Origin of the sequence: Numidum massiliense (assembly GCF_001375555.1) — a bacterium.
GTDB classification, from domain to species: domain Bacteria; phylum Bacillota; class Bacilli; order Thermoactinomycetales; family Novibacillaceae; genus Numidum; species Numidum massiliense.
In genome coordinates, this window is sequence record NZ_CTDZ01000009.1 from 1,083,756 (window position 1) to 1,099,529 (window position 15,774).

19 protein-coding genes are annotated in these 15,774 nt (G+C 52.1%); 14 read left to right on the forward strand and 5 right to left on the reverse strand.

Annotated features, from left to right (window positions below):
- The first annotated feature begins 82 nt into the window (after positions 1-82).
- Both mntR and BN1247_RS05535 read left to right on the forward strand, forming a co-directional pair.
- The gene (mntR, locus tag BN1247_RS05530) at positions 83-550 is read left to right on the forward strand and encodes a transcriptional regulator MntR (RefSeq protein WP_054949496.1); all 468 of its coding nucleotides are present in this window, start codon (positions 83-85) and stop codon (positions 548-550) included.
- A gap of 212 nt (positions 551-762) precedes the next feature.
- Positions 763-1,701, forward strand: a complete 939-nt coding sequence (locus tag BN1247_RS05535; protein WP_054949497.1) for a patatin-like phospholipase family protein — start codon at positions 763-765, stop codon at positions 1,699-1,701.
- Positions 1,702-1,737: 36 nt separating this feature from the next.
- Here the strand turns inward: BN1247_RS05535 and BN1247_RS05540 are convergent, their stop codons facing one another.
- A complete protein-coding gene (locus BN1247_RS05540) occupies positions 1,738-2,094 on the reverse strand; it encodes a hypothetical protein (protein WP_054949498.1) in 357 nt (118 codons plus the stop codon).
- 183 nt (positions 2,095-2,277) lie between these two features.
- The gene (locus tag BN1247_RS05545) at positions 2,278-3,255 is read right to left on the reverse strand and encodes a DUF1385 domain-containing protein (protein ID WP_054951511.1); all 978 of its coding nucleotides are present in this window, start codon (positions 3,253-3,255) and stop codon (positions 2,278-2,280) included.
- A gap of 262 nt (positions 3,256-3,517) precedes the next feature.
- Here BN1247_RS05545 and aroQ point away from each other — a divergent pair, with 262 nt between their 5' ends.
- The 3 genes from aroQ (at position 3,518) to efp (ending at position 5,813) form a co-directional block, all read left to right on the forward strand.
- Complete coding sequence (gene aroQ / locus BN1247_RS05550; protein ID WP_315969589.1) at positions 3,518-4,042, forward strand: type II 3-dehydroquinate dehydratase; 525 nt, start codon at positions 3,518-3,520, stop codon at positions 4,040-4,042.
- Positions 4,043-4,059: 17 nt separating this feature from the next.
- Positions 4,060-5,124 carry a M24 family metallopeptidase gene (locus BN1247_RS05555; RefSeq protein ID WP_054949500.1) on the forward strand — a complete coding sequence of 355 codons (1,065 nt, stop codon included), beginning with the start codon at positions 4,060-4,062 and terminating at the stop codon, positions 5,122-5,124.
- Positions 5,125-5,255: 131 nt separating this feature from the next.
- On the forward strand, positions 5,256-5,813 hold the full coding sequence (efp, locus tag BN1247_RS05560) for an elongation factor P (RefSeq protein WP_054949501.1): 558 nt from the start codon (positions 5,256-5,258) through the stop codon (positions 5,811-5,813).
- A gap of 158 nt (positions 5,814-5,971) precedes the next feature.
- Here efp and BN1247_RS05565 read toward each other — a convergent pair whose 3' ends face one another.
- The 3 genes from BN1247_RS05565 to BN1247_RS05575 all read right to left on the reverse strand — a co-directional run bounded on the left by BN1247_RS05565 (position 5,972) and on the right by BN1247_RS05575 (position 8,745).
- Positions 5,972-6,436 carry a DUF441 domain-containing protein gene (locus tag BN1247_RS05565; RefSeq protein WP_054949502.1) on the reverse strand — a complete coding sequence of 155 codons (465 nt, stop codon included), beginning with the start codon at positions 6,434-6,436 and terminating at the stop codon, positions 5,972-5,974.
- Positions 6,437-6,500: 64 nt separating this feature from the next.
- Positions 6,501-7,274, reverse strand: a complete 774-nt coding sequence (gene comA, locus BN1247_RS05570) for a phosphosulfolactate synthase (RefSeq protein WP_054949503.1) — start codon at positions 7,272-7,274, stop codon at positions 6,501-6,503.
- A gap of 100 nt (positions 7,275-7,374) precedes the next feature.
- Positions 7,375-8,745 carry an MFS transporter gene (locus tag BN1247_RS05575; RefSeq protein WP_082415804.1) on the reverse strand — a complete coding sequence of 457 codons (1,371 nt, stop codon included), beginning with the start codon at positions 8,743-8,745 and terminating at the stop codon, positions 7,375-7,377.
- A gap of 281 nt (positions 8,746-9,026) precedes the next feature.
- Between BN1247_RS05575 and spoIIIAA the strand changes: the two genes are divergently transcribed.
- From spoIIIAA to accB, 9 genes are all read left to right on the forward strand, one after another.
- Entirely contained in the window at positions 9,027-10,028 is a 1,002-nt protein-coding gene (gene spoIIIAA / locus BN1247_RS05580; protein ID WP_054949504.1) for a stage III sporulation protein AA, read from the forward strand.
- Positions 10,025-10,540: a stage III sporulation protein SpoIIIAB gene (gene spoIIIAB / locus BN1247_RS05585; RefSeq protein WP_054949505.1), complete on the forward strand. Its 516-nt coding sequence runs from the start codon at positions 10,025-10,027 to the stop codon at positions 10,538-10,540. The genes spoIIIAA and spoIIIAB overlap by 4 nt, the downstream gene beginning before the upstream one ends.
- 38 nt (positions 10,541-10,578) lie before the next feature.
- Complete coding sequence (gene spoIIIAC / locus BN1247_RS05590) at positions 10,579-10,785, forward strand: stage III sporulation protein AC (protein ID WP_054949506.1); 207 nt, start codon at positions 10,579-10,581, stop codon at positions 10,783-10,785.
- A 15-nt stretch (positions 10,786-10,800) separates the two neighbouring features.
- Positions 10,801-11,190: a stage III sporulation protein AD gene (spoIIIAD, locus tag BN1247_RS05595; RefSeq protein WP_054949507.1), complete on the forward strand. Its 390-nt coding sequence runs from the start codon at positions 10,801-10,803 to the stop codon at positions 11,188-11,190.
- A gap of 86 nt (positions 11,191-11,276) precedes the next feature.
- On the forward strand, positions 11,277-12,593 hold the full coding sequence (gene spoIIIAE, locus BN1247_RS05600) for a stage III sporulation protein AE (protein ID WP_074011055.1): 1,317 nt from the start codon (positions 11,277-11,279) through the stop codon (positions 12,591-12,593).
- Positions 12,594-12,604: 11 nt separating this feature from the next.
- Entirely contained in the window at positions 12,605-13,369 is a 765-nt protein-coding gene (gene spoIIIAF, locus BN1247_RS05605) for a stage III sporulation protein AF (RefSeq protein WP_054949508.1), read from the forward strand.
- A 2-nt stretch (positions 13,370-13,371) separates the two neighbouring features.
- On the forward strand, positions 13,372-14,016 hold the full coding sequence (gene spoIIIAG / locus BN1247_RS05610; RefSeq protein ID WP_054949509.1) for a stage III sporulation protein AG: 645 nt from the start codon (positions 13,372-13,374) through the stop codon (positions 14,014-14,016).
- Positions 14,017-14,028: 12 nt separating this feature from the next.
- Positions 14,029-14,856 carry a SpoIIIAH-like family protein gene (locus tag BN1247_RS05615; protein ID WP_054949510.1) on the forward strand — a complete coding sequence of 276 codons (828 nt, stop codon included), beginning with the start codon at positions 14,029-14,031 and terminating at the stop codon, positions 14,854-14,856.
- A gap of 493 nt (positions 14,857-15,349) precedes the next feature.
- The gene (gene accB / locus BN1247_RS17040) at positions 15,350-15,766 is read left to right on the forward strand and encodes an acetyl-CoA carboxylase biotin carboxyl carrier protein (protein WP_082415805.1); all 417 of its coding nucleotides are present in this window, start codon (positions 15,350-15,352) and stop codon (positions 15,764-15,766) included.
- Positions 15,767-15,774 lie beyond the last annotated feature (8 nt).

Consider the following 15,774-nt stretch of genomic DNA (forward strand, 5'->3'; position numbering starts at 1 on the left):
GGACTGATAAGCGAAAAATAGTATATCCTTTTAATAAGGAATGCCGTTTATGACTGTAAGAAGATAAAGGAGGATCTCAACCATGCCGACTCCGAGTATGGAAGACTATTTAGAACGTATTTACCAGTTAATTGAAGAAAAAGGATACGCTCGCGTATCCGATATCGCTGAATATTTAGATGTGCACCCTTCTTCTGTGACGAAAATGGTGCAAAAACTGGACCAAGAGAAGTTTTTAATTTATGAAAAGTACCGTGGCCTCGTGTTGACAGCAAAAGGCAAACGGATCGGTAAACGGTTAGTGGAGCGGCATGAACTGTTGGAAGAATTCCTCCGCGTGATCGGCGTCGATGAAAGCTTAATATACGACGACGTCGAAGGGATTGAACACCATCTCAGCTGGGAGACGATCGCCCACTTGGAATATTTAGTACAGTACTTTCAGGAAGACTCACAGCGTGTCCACGACTTGCTTGCGTTAAAAGCTGAAGCTGAAGCACAAGAGGGAAAGGACAGGCAAATAACGGCGGACAAAGAAGTAAAGGAGTAGCAGAAGAAGTAAATAGTAACAGGAGGGAAGAGGAAGTAACAAAAATAGTGAAGGAGTAATAAAAGAAGTAAAAGAGTAACTAAAGAATAATGGAGTAACTAAAGAAGTAAAAGAGTAACTAAAGAAGTAAAAGAGTAACTAAAGAAGTGAAGGTGTTAGACACACTGGCCACGCATAAACTGTAACACACACCTTACTGAGGAGGTGCTTGTGTGTGGGCCGATGCAGTATTTGAAGGAGGGGGAGTCAAGGCAATCGGCTTAGTCGGGGCGCTAACAGTCGCCGAGCAACAAGGGTATCGCTGGAAACGGCTGGCGGGGACGTCAGCCGGTGCAATTATTGCCGCGTTACTGGCGGCCGGGTATAAAGCGAGCGAACTTACGAACATTATGGGCAAAGTAAACTACGCCTCCTTCGTGAGGCCGACGTGGTGGCACCGACTGCCTCTCGTCGGTCCGACGATTCGCTTATGGGTAAAAAGAGGCTTACACCCCGGCAAAAGCATTGAATGCTGGATTGAGTCGTTACTGCGTAAAAAAGGGGTTCGTACGTTTGCCGATTTGGCGGATGACAAACTGTACATTGTCGCTTCTGACATTACGCGCGGCCGTTTACTCGTGTTGCCGCGAGACTTAGAACAGTACGGGTTAAAGCCTCGCGACGTAACGGTCGCCAAAGCCGTACTCATGAGTTGCAGCATTCCTTTTTTCTTCGATCCCGTCCTCCTGCACAGCCGTACCGAACCACAAGTGAACGTCATCGTGGACGGTAGCGTGCTCAGTAACTTTCCTGTCTGGCTGTTTGACAAACAATCGCCGCGCTGGCCGACACTCGGTTTTCGCCTCGTCGCCAAGACATCAGCCGCGCCGCGCCGCATTGGCGGCCCGCTGTCACTGTTTTTAGCACTTTTCCAAACGATGATGGACGCACACGATACGCGCCACATGGAAGAGCAAGATCGGGTGCGGACGATTCTCGTACCGTCTCAAGGTGTAAAGACGACTGACTTCCACATAAGTCCGCAAAAAAGCGAGGCGCTCTATACGAAAGGCGTTGATGCGGCGGAACAGTTTTTCAAAAATTGGGACTTCCCGCAATACGTCCGTACGTTTCGGCAATCGATGGCGGTGAACATTCGGACGCAACTATAACGTTAACGTCCCAATAAAAAACCCAGTACACTGAAGTTACTGGGTTTTTCGGCGCAGTGGGGGATCTTTTTTTTGTCCGTCGATGACGCGTAAGTGCGGGTGTTTCCGTCGTTTTCGCCGGGGTGCTTTGCGCTCCGGCGAACGGGCGCTCGACTGTGGGCGTTGCGGTTGCTGTGAGCGGTTGCGGTAGCTACTCTGCCTGTACGCCTGCCGCGGTGGTTGCCCGGTCAAGCGAAGCAGCCAGCGGGGGGGAAACTTATATAAGTAGAAGATCGCCCCGAAGATGATGAGGGGAAGGACAAGCCGCGCCGGATTAGTGATTAGCATAGAGATCATCCCAATTGCCAGAAAAACGAAAACGGCATACATCCAACCGTGTGCACGATGTCGCATAAAGATGCCTCCCTTTCAAGTAGTTATGCTAAAAGTCCGGTTAACGGCGTCGCTGCCGAAGCTTTCACGGTTTTATCTGTCCGTGTATCCACTGATCTAACAAAGTGCAAGGTTAGTTGATATGTGCCAAATGCGACGTAAGTCTCAAGGTCAGTCGGTGTTGTACGAATGTAAACCATCGAGTTAGCCAGTGTGTGCTAAGGAAGAGGTGGAGGAAGCTGACAATTTTTCCTCTATTTCCTCGTCTAAAGCTCTCATTTTATTAAAGGCGGCGATGGCGACTTCGACCTGATCGTCGTCTGGTTCCACCGTCGTTAGCTTTTGAAGCCACAAGCCGGGATACCCTAAATACGTCAAAATCGGTATATCGCGTACAGCATTGGTCAAACGCAAGATTTCGTAAGACAGTCCGATGACGACAGGCAACAGTAAAATACGTAAATAGACACGCGTCCAAATACTGCCGTCGTATTGAAAAAAGGAGTACAAAATGACGCCGACAATAATTGAGAGAACGATAAAGCTGCTGCCACACCGGTAGTGTAGGCGGGAAAACTTTTGCACGTTACTTGCGGTGAGTTCGACCCTGTTTTCGTAGGCGTTAATCACTTTATGTTCGGCACCGTGGTATTGGAACAGCCGTTTCACGAGCGGTGCGCGGGAGATGGCGTACAAGTAGCCGAGAAGTAAAACGGTTTTAATGACTCCTTCGAGCAAGTTGTTCACTATTTCGTTAGGGACGATGCGGTCGAACAGTAAGCTTGCCAAAATGGCAGGAACGACTGTAAAAATGAGTTTTCCGACGATGAATGACAGCACGCTGACGATGGCGACGGCTAAGACGAGTAGCCAGTTGGACGATTTTTCCTCAGGTTCGTCAGCGGTCGGTTCCTCAGCGTCTGGGTCGCGGTCATACTGTTCAGTGGCGTAATTCAAATGTTTAGCCCCGACGGCACTCGCTTCCACTAACCCGACGACACCGCGAACGAGGGGGATTTTTTTTACCCAGCGCGGCGTTTTGATTGGTCGTTCGGTCATTTCATAATAATCGATACTTTCGTCTTTGCAGCGAATTGCCGTGACATTGACGTGTTTACCGCCGAACATGACCCCCTCGATGACGGCTTGCCCGCCATACAGTGGCTGTCGTTTCGTTGACATCGGCAACACCTACCCTTTCTGCTCGTTCGATTAAAGCGCGATCGTTGGCGCGAGCTCTGTTCGGTTTGCTTTTTATTTGTGATCGTAAGCACGGTCAATGCGCCACTGCCGGTTCAGTGCATACGATATTAGATTACCCATTTGTTAACGTATTGTACGAACTAATCTTTTCCTTATTGTACCCCATCTTTACGTTCGGTGCTACATATGTGTTTAAAATATAGTCGTATTTAGTTGTACACATGCCCCGATCCACAAAAAAATGCAAAAAGTATCGCGCATCGAGGGGTGCGGCGGCGGTACGGATGTGATAAAATGTGCAAAGGATGAGGTGGGGGGGATTGGCATGAAAGATGTGCTCGTGTTGCACGGTCCGAACCTCAATTTGTTAGGGACGCGGGAACCAGAGGTGTACGGGACAACGACGCTTAAGCAACTTGACGCGCACTTAAAACAGGTAGGGGAAGCGTGGCAGCTCAGGGTGCACACTTTTCAAAGTAATAGCGAAGGTGAACTGGTCGACCGCATTCACGCGGCTAATGGCCATTTCGATTACATATTGCTTAACGCTGGCGCCTACACGCATTACAGTTACGCACTCCACGACGCGCTGCGCGCCATCGACGTGCCAGCAATCGAAGTACACCTTTCCAACATTCACGCGCGTGAATCGTTTCGCGGCAAATCGGTGATCGCCCCGGCTGTCGTCGGGCAAATATCCGGTTTTGGCTGCGATAGTTACGAACTAGGTCTTTATTTTATTAAAAAACAGCTAGCGACATCATAAAAAGGAGAGACAAATCGGTGCAACGATTACAACGTTTGCAACAGCTACTCGCACAAGAGCAGTTAGATGCTTTATTGATTACGAATGCAACTAACCGGCGTTATATGACCGGTTTTACCGGAACGGCTGGGTTTGCACTCGTCACGCCGCACACTGCCCACTTGATTACGGATTTTCGCTATGTGTCGCAAGCGGGGGAACAAGCACCACAGTACGAAATTGTGGAACACCGCGAAAGTATCTTCAAATCGGTGGCCGAGCTGTGCGCCAAACTAAAGGTGGAGACGCTAGCTTTTGAAGCGCCGCACACGACGTATCAACAGTACGAGGAATTACGTGAACGCACGGCGCAGGTGACGTTAAAAGCGACAAGCGGTCTCGTCGAACAGTTGCGCATCGTTAAGGATGAAAATGAGCTGCAAATTATGGAACAGGCAGCTGCCATCGCTGACCGTACATACGCACATATGTTGACCGTTCTCCGTCCGGGAATTACGGAGCGGGACGTCGCCCTAGAAATCGAGTTTTTTATGCGCAAACAAGGAGCGACGTCGTCGTCATTCGACACGATTGTTGCTTCGGGGGCTAGGGGTGCCCTGCCGCACGGTGTGGCGAGTGATAAACGCATCGAGAGCGGGGATCTCGTGACGATGGACTTCGGCGCGCTCTATAACGGTTACTGTTCCGATATTACGCGCACAGTCGCTGTCGGCGAACCGTCAGCGAAGCAGCGCGAGCTTTACGAGATTGTACTGGAGGCGCAATTGCGCGGTGTGGCCGGTTTAAAACCGGGGATCACGGGACGAGAAGCGGATGCGCTGGCGCGCGACGTTATTAAAGCAAAAGGTTATGGGGAATACTTCGGTCACAGTACTGGTCACGGGCTCGGCATGGAAGTACACGAAGAACCGCGCCTTGCGGCAAAAAGTGACACCGTGCTCAGACCGGGAATGGTCGTAACGGTTGAACCGGGTATTTATCTCGATGGTTTTGGCGGGGTGCGCATTGAAGACGACGTCGTCATCACCGAGACAGGCGCTCGCCGCTTGACGAAGAGTGACAAACAGTTAACTGTGCTGTAAGTATCATTTCGCACGACCGCTTTCATACGATAGCTCGGTCCCGGAACGCGTTCGTTCGTTAAAGACCACGGTTATGTACAGGAAAACACTTCACAGTAACAGTATGCTTGACAGTATAGGAGGAGTAGCGCATGATTTCATCAAACGACTTTCGCCCGGGATTGACCATTGAATTAGATGGCGATCCGTGGCAAGTGTTGGAATTCCAACACGTGAAGCCGGGTAAAGGGAGTGCCTTCGTACGCACAAAAATAAAAAATTTGAAACACGGCAACACGCAGGAGCGGACATTTCGCGCAGGAGAAAAAGTACCGCGCGCTCACGTCGAAACGCGGCAAATGCAATACTTGTACAACAGCGGGGACGAGTACACGTTTATGGATAACGAAACGTTTGATCAGGTTAACTTGCCCGCCGCCAACCTGGCGCGCGAAATTAAGTTTTTGAAAGAGAATATGAATGTCTCGCTAATGATCGTCAAAGGAGAAACGCTCGGCGTCGTCTTGCCGAACACGGTCGAACTCGAAGTCGTCGATACTGAACCAGGCATTAAAGGGGATACGGCTTCCGGTGGCTCCAAACCGGCGACGATGGAAACCGGATTGATCGTACACGTCCCGTTTTTTATCAATATTGGGGATAAACTGGTCATCGATACGCGCAGCGGCGATTACGTCTCTCGTGCGTAACGCGGGTGCGTTGTTGTAACGCTCTTTCATTTAGCGAAGAGGGGAGTCGCAGCGGCGGCTCCCTTATTTATTCACTTATACTTTACTTTTTCACTTTTACTGCGGAAACGGGCGATTACGGATAGACAGAAACTGGAATAAAAGCGTCAAGACAACCGTCACAAAAAAAGTCTGAACAAGAAGGAAAACAGTTTTAAGAAGAAGGCTGTGATACCGGCGGCCATGAGCGGACCGACGGGTATGCCTCGCATAAAGAGAATGCCAAAAATGGAGCCGATGACGAGCCCGACGATTAATTCGGGATCGATTTTTAATAAGTCTAACCCTTTGCCGTTCATATAAGTGGCTAGAGCGCCGCCGACGAGGGATAAAATACCCTGCCAACTCGTAAAGACGGAGAACACGTCTTTAATCGTAATTTGGCCACTGGCGAACGGGACGAGGACGGCGATCGTCAAAAACAGCAGCCCAATTTCCAGTCCACGGCGCTCGATCGACGGGAAGTATCGTTCGAGATGAGTCAGTTTTAATATGAGCAGAAAGCTGGCGGCGGTCGCAATAATGGGCGAGCGGCCGACGATGCCGACGACGATCAATACGACAAGTAAAATTTCTCCGTACATGACAAATCCCCTGTCCGGTTTGGTATTACCACTGTATGTGGACAAGGGGGCGAATATTATTTTATTAAATAGGAACTTCTGCTCGGAAATTAAGACTAAACGTATCGGCGCGCAGGCCGCGGCGCAATGCCTCGACCGCGAGCGTACTCCCAGTCGACACATTGCCTAAGTTGACATCGGGACCGAACAGGCGAATGAGATCGACTTGTTGCGATTTGAGCGGTGCCTCCCACAACAATTTCTTCCCCGTCTCTTTGCGCGCGGCGAGGACGAACTGCGGATCCAAGCGGCCGTCCGCGTCGTAAATGCCGACGTCCTTGCCTGATTCGCGCCCTTCGACGATGACGTACGACGCCCCGCAGGCGATGTCGCTCGCGTACGTTTGCGCCAGTTCTTCTAGTGTCACGTGTGACCCTTTCGTTTTTTTTCCGACTTCCGTTAAGACGTGAAACGACTGACTCGCCGCGCGCACTATTTGTTCGCGCATCGTCTCAGGGAGGGACAATGTGCCTTCCGATATTTCCACGGCTGGAAAGCCGAGCGCCTCCATTTTTTCTAGATACGTCTCCCACTGTCCTTTGGCATACGCTAATTCAAAAAAGGTACCACCGGGAAAGAGGAGTACGTCGTGTTTTTTCGCCAGTTCGAGTTTTTGTTGTAAAATGTGCGGGGCGGTCAGTGCGGTCGTGCCAAACCCTAATTTTACAAAATCGATATAACGGCCAGCGGACTCGAGTAAATCGGCAAATATTCGTGGGCCAATTCCAGTATCGATGACCATTGTGACGCCGCTAACACGCGGTTTTTCAGCGCGGCGGTTGACCCAATTCCAATCCATTCGCACACTCCTTTCCAGTGCCGCCACTAGGAGCACCTGTTTACAATATATGCTGGCGCGAATGGGTGAGTGCCTATCTCGAGAAATTCCATGTTACATGTTACGGATGCTGCACATGTGGACGCGTGAAAGTACGTTCGTGTCCGTTGTTGCTTTTTAGGCGGTGGGGGCGTTTGATGAACGCGAGCGCAGAGACGCAACTAATCGCACTCACACCGCTAAGTGTGAGAAATAGGGCGGTTTTCGCATCCATGAACGCCCCGAATACTGGAGGACCTAAGGCGACGCCAAAAAAGCGCACACTGTTGTATAGTGACGTAATAATCCCCCGTTCTGCCAGCCTCACAGATGACGTAATGAGTGTGTTTAAACATGGTAACACAAGTCCACTACCGATACCGCCGACGACGAGTAGCGCTATGAGGAGCACGTTTTGCTTAATAAACGGCACGAGGCCCATGACGATCGTGAGTAGGGCGAGGCCGAAGACGACAAACGGTTTGACGAAGCGGATATGTTTTTGAATAAAACTGCCGCACCAGTACGACGTCCCACTCATCGCCAGCAGCGGGATCGCTAACACAAGCCCTTTTTTGATGCCGTCTATTTTGTAAGTCTTCTCTAAAATATCCGAGAGGTAAAACAAGACGCCGAAGAGGAGAAACAGTGTCACCGCACCGGCGAGAAAAGCCGCTGTTAACCACTTCCCCTCACTTTTCCAAATGTTTACGATGCGTTCTTTGTATTGGTTCAGCGGCGGCGGTTTTTGTCCTGCCGTCGGTTCGCGAATGAACCACCAGACGAACAGGATCGCTGGCAGGCACAACAGTGGAAAAGCGAAAAAGAGCGCGTACCACGTAATGAGCGCCAAGAGGGAGCCGAGGATTGGGCTTAACACTTTCCCCACCCCGTTAGACGCTTCGATAATACCGAGGGCTTTGCTGCGCTGCTTGCGATCGTACAAATCGCCGACGAGAGTCATCGCAATCGGTGCCGTTCCAGCGGCGCCAATCCCTTGCACGATGCGCCCGCCGAGTAAGAGGGCGTACGACCCGTCACCGACTGCTGCCGCGAGACCGGCAATAATGCCGCCTAGTCCGTACAAAAACAAGCCAGGGATGATCACTTTTTTGCGCCCGATGCGGTCAGCGAGAATGCCAGCGAAGATGATGGCAATGCCGGCGGGAACCGAAAAGAGCGTAATTAACAGGCTCACTTGAAACTGACTAATGTCGAGCGCTTTTTTCGCTTGTGGCAACACGGGGACGATCATCGAGTTTCCGAGTACCATAATGAGCGGAATGAGACTGAGCGTGAGAATGACGCGTGTTTTCGGCTGTTCGTGTGTGGCGTTCGCTGCGGATGACGGTCCAGAGGTGTCCGGTGACGATACGGCGGAATAATCGTTTGCCGGTTGCTCGTTATTCGCCCGCTCTGTTTGTTTTGCGGGGCGATTCGTTTGCTCGTTCATGACGTGCCTCCTTATTCAGTAGCGATAGTCATTGCTTGTGTAGCGTGTGATACGTGACAATGTGTGTCGTTGTATGCTAGATTGGTCATCTAGATTGTCGTACAGAGGTGTTCGCGTTTTTTGGGCACACCTTATTCACCTGTATAGCGTAACCGATGCGCGCGGAAAGTATGAGCTCCGGGTCGGTTTTCTCGTTCCTATATACTCTTTCCTTTAAGGCATAAATGGGCCAAGCGTGCATAATTATGGAGTAAAACGGAGAGGGACAGGAGGTTCTTTCGTTGCGAGCAGAAATCGAAGCGATCTTGCCACCGCCGCTGCGCGACTTCATTCAAGCGATTCCGCCCCGCCTCGCGTATCGAGTCGAAGAGATCCGCATCCGTTTAGGCAGGCCGTTAGAGCTCGTCACTTCTGAGGAAGTGCGCTACGTGCTGCCGAACGGCGCGGTGTCTAAATATTACGAAGCGGCCTACCTCCCGACTGCGTCCGACTGTGAAAAGTTGCTCAGCCTAATAAGCAACCACTCACTGTACGCGTTAGAGGAAGAGCTGAGGCGAGGATTTGTCACCGTACGCGGCGGACATCGCGTCGGCCTCGTCGGCAAGGCGGTCGTCGAAGGGGGGCGCGTCAAACATTTAGGGGCGATTAGCGGCTTCAACATTCGCATTGCCCGCGAAGTGAAAGGTGTGGCACAGCACGTGCTGCCGTTCGTCGTGGACGAGCAAGGGACATGCTGTAACACGCTGATCATCTCCCCGCCGCAGTGCGGGAAAACGACGCTATTGCGCGACTTGGCCCGCGCGTTCAGTTACGGGAACGAACAGGTGAGACCGCAAAAAGTCGGTATCGTCGACGAGCGCTCCGAACTCGCCGGTTCGCTCGACGGGCAGCCGCAGCACGACGTCGGACCGCGTACAGACGTCCTCGACGCTTGCCCGAAAGCGGAAGGGATGATGATGATGATCCGCTCGATGTCGCCGGATATTTTAGTCGTCGACGAAATTGGGCGCCCGGAAGACGCGGCGGCGATCGATGAAGCGATCCACGCCGGAGTACAGCTGATCACGACGGTGCACGGGCGCGACATTCGGGACATCTCACGGCGGACGACCTTGTCGCGGTTGCTCGCGCAAGCGGTGTTTACGCGTTTTATCGTGTTGAGCAAAAGTCGTGGCACTGGGACCGTCGAAGGGGTTTACGGATCTGACGGGCAGGTCGTTAACAGCGGGCGAATCGGGCAGACAAGTAACAGTGGGCGCCGTGAGCAGGTGGTTCCGCTGTGAAGTTGTTAGGTGCCGTGCTACTGTTTTTCGTCTGTGCGTGTACGGGATTAATTGTCGCGAATCTACTGACGCGGCGTCCGCAAGAATTGCGACAACTGCGAGGCGCGCTCCACGTTCTCGAAACGGAGATCGCCTACGGGTCACAGCCGCTCGATTCCGCACTACAGCAAATCGGGGCACGGGAGAACGGGCCCGTCGGGCGTTTTTTCAGCCGCGCAGCCCATTACTTGCAACGAAAGGACGGCACGGCGGCGTATGAGTGTTGGCGGCAAGCGCTCGCCGATGTGAAGACGGACTTAGCGCTGCGCGAACAGGACCGACACATTTTACTCCGGCTAGGGAGCAAGATCGGTTTGTCCGATCGCCACGATCAAGTTAACCATTTGCGCCTTGCGCAAGCGACCTTGGAAGCGGAAGAAGCTAAGGCTGTGCACGATCAAGAAAAATACGCAAAAATGTCTCGCAGTTTAGGCGTGCTCCTCGGGGCGTTACTAGTCATTTTGCTGTATTGATTGCCGTACGGATCGCTGTTCTGACGGGAGGGGAGAAGGTGAGCATCGACGTCAACGCCATCTTTCAAATCGCGGGGATCGGCATCATCGTCGCGATGATCCACACCATTCTCAAACAGATGGGAAAAGAGGATTGGGCGCACTGGGTCACTCTGATCGGCTTTATCGTCGTGTTGTACATGGTTGCCAGCCTAATTAACGAACTGTTTCAAACGATAAAAAACGTGTTTCTGTTTCGGTCTTAAGGCGGGGGTGGCGGCGTGGATATTTTGCAAATTATCGGTCTCGGGTTAATCACCACCTTCCTCGTCCTCGTCATTAAAGAGCGGCAACCGCTATTTGCTTTGCTGCTCGCGACGTTCGTCGGCGCGGCCATCTTCTTGAGTCTCATCGGCGAGGTCGGCAAAGTGATTACCTTACTGCAAGATTTGGCGAACAAGGCCAACGTAGATACTGTCTATTTGGCGACGATCTTAAAAATTATCGGCATCGCCTATATCGTCGAATTCGCAGTACAAATCATGCGTGACGCCGGGCAAGGGGCCATCGCGCAAAAGGTGGAGTTGGCAGGGAAAATCGTCATTTTGGTTATGGCGATCCCGATCTTGACCGTCCTCGTCGAAACGATCATCCAACTATTCCCACAGTGAAGGGCCAGTGGCAGTGAAGGATCATCGCAAGTGAAGGGTCTGTCACAGTGAAGATCAGCCGTAGCGAAAAAAAAGGGGGGCCGACAATGCCGCTGCACAAACTGAGACAAATAATGGCGCTATGCCTCATAAGTCTCCTTAGCTTGCTCTTAAGTTTTTGTTTCGGACGAGTGGCAGTGGCGGAGGCGGAAAAGGCGCCGGAAAGAGGTGCAAGGGTAGCTCCAGAAGTGGTGGCTGAAACGGCTCAAAGCAAAGAGGACGGTGAGCGGGAGACATCCAGACACGAAGAACAAACGCCGCAAGCATCACTACAAAACGAATGGGTAAAAAAACAGTTAGAGGCGCTCGATACAGGACCGATCGAGTCGTTTTGGCAACAAATTTACGATAACTACGATGAATTTTTGCCCGAAAACAGTGGGCCAAGCTTGGTCGACCTCGTCCTTAGACCAGGGGAAGGGTTTTCCTTCAAAGAAGCGCTGACTGGCTTTATTAAATACTTTTTTTACGAAATTGCCCACAGCGGCAAACTGTTGACGTCGATTGCGATGCTGGCACTGTTTTGTACCGTTTTACAGCACATGCAGGCGGCGTTTGAACAGAATGCCGTCAGTAAAGTCGCTTACGCCGTCGCTTATTTGGTACTCATCATTTTGGCCGTCAACAGTTTTACGGTAGCCTTTCAGGCGGCGCAAGGGGCGATCAGCGCGATGGTCAACTTCATGTTGGCGCTCGTGCCACTCGTATTAACGTTGCTCGGCGCGATGGGCGGCATCGCGACTGTCGCCGTCATGCACCCGATCGTCGTCTTTTTGGTGCACTTTATCGGCACCGCTGTGTATACCGTGCTGTTTCCACTGCTATTTTTTTCCGCAGTGCTCGGGATCGTCAGCGCCTATACGGACAAGTTCCCGCTGACGAATTTGGCGAAGTTGCTGCGCAATGTCAGTATGAGTGCGCTCGGTATTTTTCTCACCGTGTTTCTCGGCGTCGTCTCGGTGCAAGGGACGGCGACCGCAGTGACGGACGGCGTGACGATTCGCACCGCCAAGTACGTCACCGGCACATTTGTCCCGGTTGTCGGGGGAATGTTTGCCGACGCGGCAGATACGGTCGTCGGCGCCTCGCTGTTAGTGAAAAACGCACTCGGCATGACTGGGGTCATTATTTTGCTGCTCATTTGCGCCTTTCCCGCGATCAAAATTTTAGTGCTGGCACTCGTGTACAACGTGACGGGGGCGGTGATGCAACCGCTCGGCGACAGTCCGATCATCAACTGCCTAGATGTGATCGGCAAAAGCCTCATTTTAATCTTTGCGGCGATGGCCACAGTGGGGCTGATGTTTTTTATCGCACTAACTATCATTATTGCTTCTGGCAACGTCTCAGTGATGATGCGGTAGGTGATACGAAAATGGCGTTTTTAGCGTCTTGGATCAAGCAACTCGTGCTCGTCGTCATTTTGGCGACATTCGTCGATTTGCTGTTGCCGGATAATAAAATGAAACGGTACGCCCGCCTAGTCGTCGGACTACTCATTTTACTGCTCATCCTTTCTCCGGTGTTGACGCTGTTCAAGGGCGACTGGTCACCAGAAAGACTGCTCGCGGCAGAAAACGGCGCTGTGGAGGGGGAACTGGCGAGCTTAGAGGAAATCGAACGACAGACAGAATCGCTGCATGAGAAGCAGCGCCAGCTCGTTGCAAACAATGCTGCAGAACGGCTCGAGCAAGCGCTCTCCGCGGGGATCGAACAGCAGTTTTCCGTGGCGGTAGCGGACGTCGAAGTGACATTAAACCGCGGCGAAAGTGACAGCCAGGCCCATGGGACACTAGGCATCGCGCACGTCGCCATTGCGCTCGCGGACCGTTCCGCGTCACAGGCGCGAGGAGCAGGAGAACGCGAAGCGACTGGAGACGCAGCAAGTGACCGTGCAGTTGGGCAAAGTACAGCAGAACAAAGCCGAGAAACCGCGAAAAACCGAACAGTCGATGCGGTGAAAGTCGTCGAACCGGTGACGATCGGCGACAGCGGAAGAAAAGGGGATGTAGATTACAAAAAAAATACAACGCATCCACCGTTCACTGAGGTGGCGCAAGACGTGCAGCAGTGGGTGGCGGCACAGTGGCAACTAGACGAAGCGCAAGTTGTCGTACGCACAGCAGGCGAGGAGGGGTGAACATGTTCAAATCGTTGTGGGAACGCATGGAAGAAGAATGGAAGAAAGGCGCCAAAGGGGCAAAAGGGGCGAAAAAAATGCGCACCTTTCAGTGGCTGTTACTTATCGCCAGTGCAGGTGTCGCCCTAATCCTCTTCTCCTCCTTTCTCAGTGTGCGTACGGAAGGAATTCCGCCGCGCGACCCGCCCGCCACCGGGCAGGATACCGCGGCAAGTGCCGCTGAGGCGCGGGAGCCAGAGGCGATGTCGATCGAAGCGTACGAGCAGAAGATCGCTGCCGATTTAAGTGAGTTGTTAGAAAAAGTGGTCGGTCTCGAGCAAGTGTCCGTGCAGGTGAACTTAAAGTCGACGGAAATGGTCATTTTAGAAAAAAACGTCAATAAAAAACAGCAGGTGACGGAGGAGGCAGATAAACAAGGCGGCAAGCGGAAAGTAACGGATACGACCGAAGAGAGTCAAGTCGTCGTCATCCCGGGAAAGCACGGCGATCAACCCGTTGTACTTCAACGACTTAAGCCCGATGTGAAAGGAATCATTATCGTCGCCCGCGGCGTTGAAAATTTGCAAGTCAAGTCCGCCGTTCTGCAGGCGGTACGAGCATATCTTGACGTGCCCCCACATAAAATTGCGATACTACCGAAAGGTTAAGGAGGAAGAAACATGAGTAAACAAACCATTTGGCTAATCACGATGTTGTCGTTAATGGTCGTCCTATCTGCTTATTACATCGTCAGTGGTCCAACCGATCCGGTTGATCAAGCGTCGGAAAACGGTGCGGGTGACAAGGCGGGTCAACGTGCGAAAGGGGAGCCGAAGACGACGACGAAAGAAGTTAATCCGCTCGATACTTCACTGTTCGGAGCGAACACCGACGACAAGGGCAAGAAAGACGATGAAAAGGCGGACGAGCATCGGAATGACGGCGGCAAAGAGAAGAAAAACAAAGGTCAAGAGGTCGATCAGAGTAACGCTGACGCAAGTGGCAAGAATGCGAGTGGGGACGACGTAAGTGATGCGGATGCAAGTAGCAGTGCGGACAAGAGCGGCGCGACTGACGCGACGAAAGGTGAGGGTGCGGATGATCTACAGCAAGATGACGGTAAAAAAAGCGGGGAAAAAGACAAACCGGCCCTTAGCGGCGGCAGCGACTTTTTCCTAGCGACGAAAACGGAGCGCGCCGCCATCGAAAACCAACTAGCAGCTAAGTATTTAGAAATTACGACGAACCCGAACGCGGACAAGAAAGAGACGGAAGCCGCGAAAGCCGATTTGGAAAAGCTGTACGCCTCGATTGAACTCGTCAACCAAATCGAAGAAATGTTAGCGGATCGCTTCGGCGACGCCCTCGTCAAACACGACAGCGGCAAGTTTGACATCATGGTTCAAGCAGAAAGTTTAACGAAAAAACAAGTGATCGAGATTATGGAGCTCGTGCAAAAAGAAGCCGAAGTACCAGCGACAAAACTGACGGTGTCTTACCACCCGTAACCACCAGGAACGATCCATTCAATAATGCCGGAAACGCGTGCCCTTACGCTATCATCAGGCAAAATGATGCACCATCCCTCTTTGGCGAGAGGGTTTTTTGTTTGTCGGTTATAGGCGGCTTTGTGCTTTAAAAATTGTTTTGCCGACATCGGCACGGCACTCTTACCGCTCGTTCCCCGGATGTGTTACAATACCGTTAGCGTATTGTGCCAACTTGGCGAAAGCGTTTTTTGGACTAACCTCAAAAAAGTGTTAATATACAGAAGAGGTATTTTTAGGAGTGATGTCAAAGTGAAATTGGAAGATATACGCGAGCTCGTGCAACTGTTAGAAGCGTCGCAACTAGAAGAATTAGAACTGGAGAAAGAAGGCGCACGGCTTCGTTTGAAGAAAACGGGTGTGACCAGCACACTGCAAGCGCCGCTTGCCGGGCCGCAGTCGATCGCTCCTGCACAGCCGCTCGCCGCGCAGACAACTTCCGCCGTGACCGGGTGTGACCAGCACACTGCAAGCGCCGCTTGCCGGGCCGCAGTCGATCGCTCCTGCACAGCCGCTCGCCGCGCAGACAACTTCCGCCGTGACCGCGGCAGAGGCGCCAGCCGCAGAGTCCACATCGACGACCGATACGGTAGCCGAACAACGCGAGGAAGGCGTCCTCGACGAAGAAAATTTACATAAAATTGTCGCCCCGATGGTCGGAACGTTTTATCAAGCATCTGCGCCAGACGCTGAGCCGTACGTGCGCATCGGCGACCACGTCGACGAGAAGACGGTCGTCTGTATCGTCGAAGCGATGAAACTAATGAACGAAATAGAAGCGGAAGTGAACGGGGAAATTGTAAAAGTTCTCGTGGAAAACGGACAGCTCGTCGAATACGGGCAACCGTTGTTTTTAGTGAAGACGAACTAGAGGGGGGA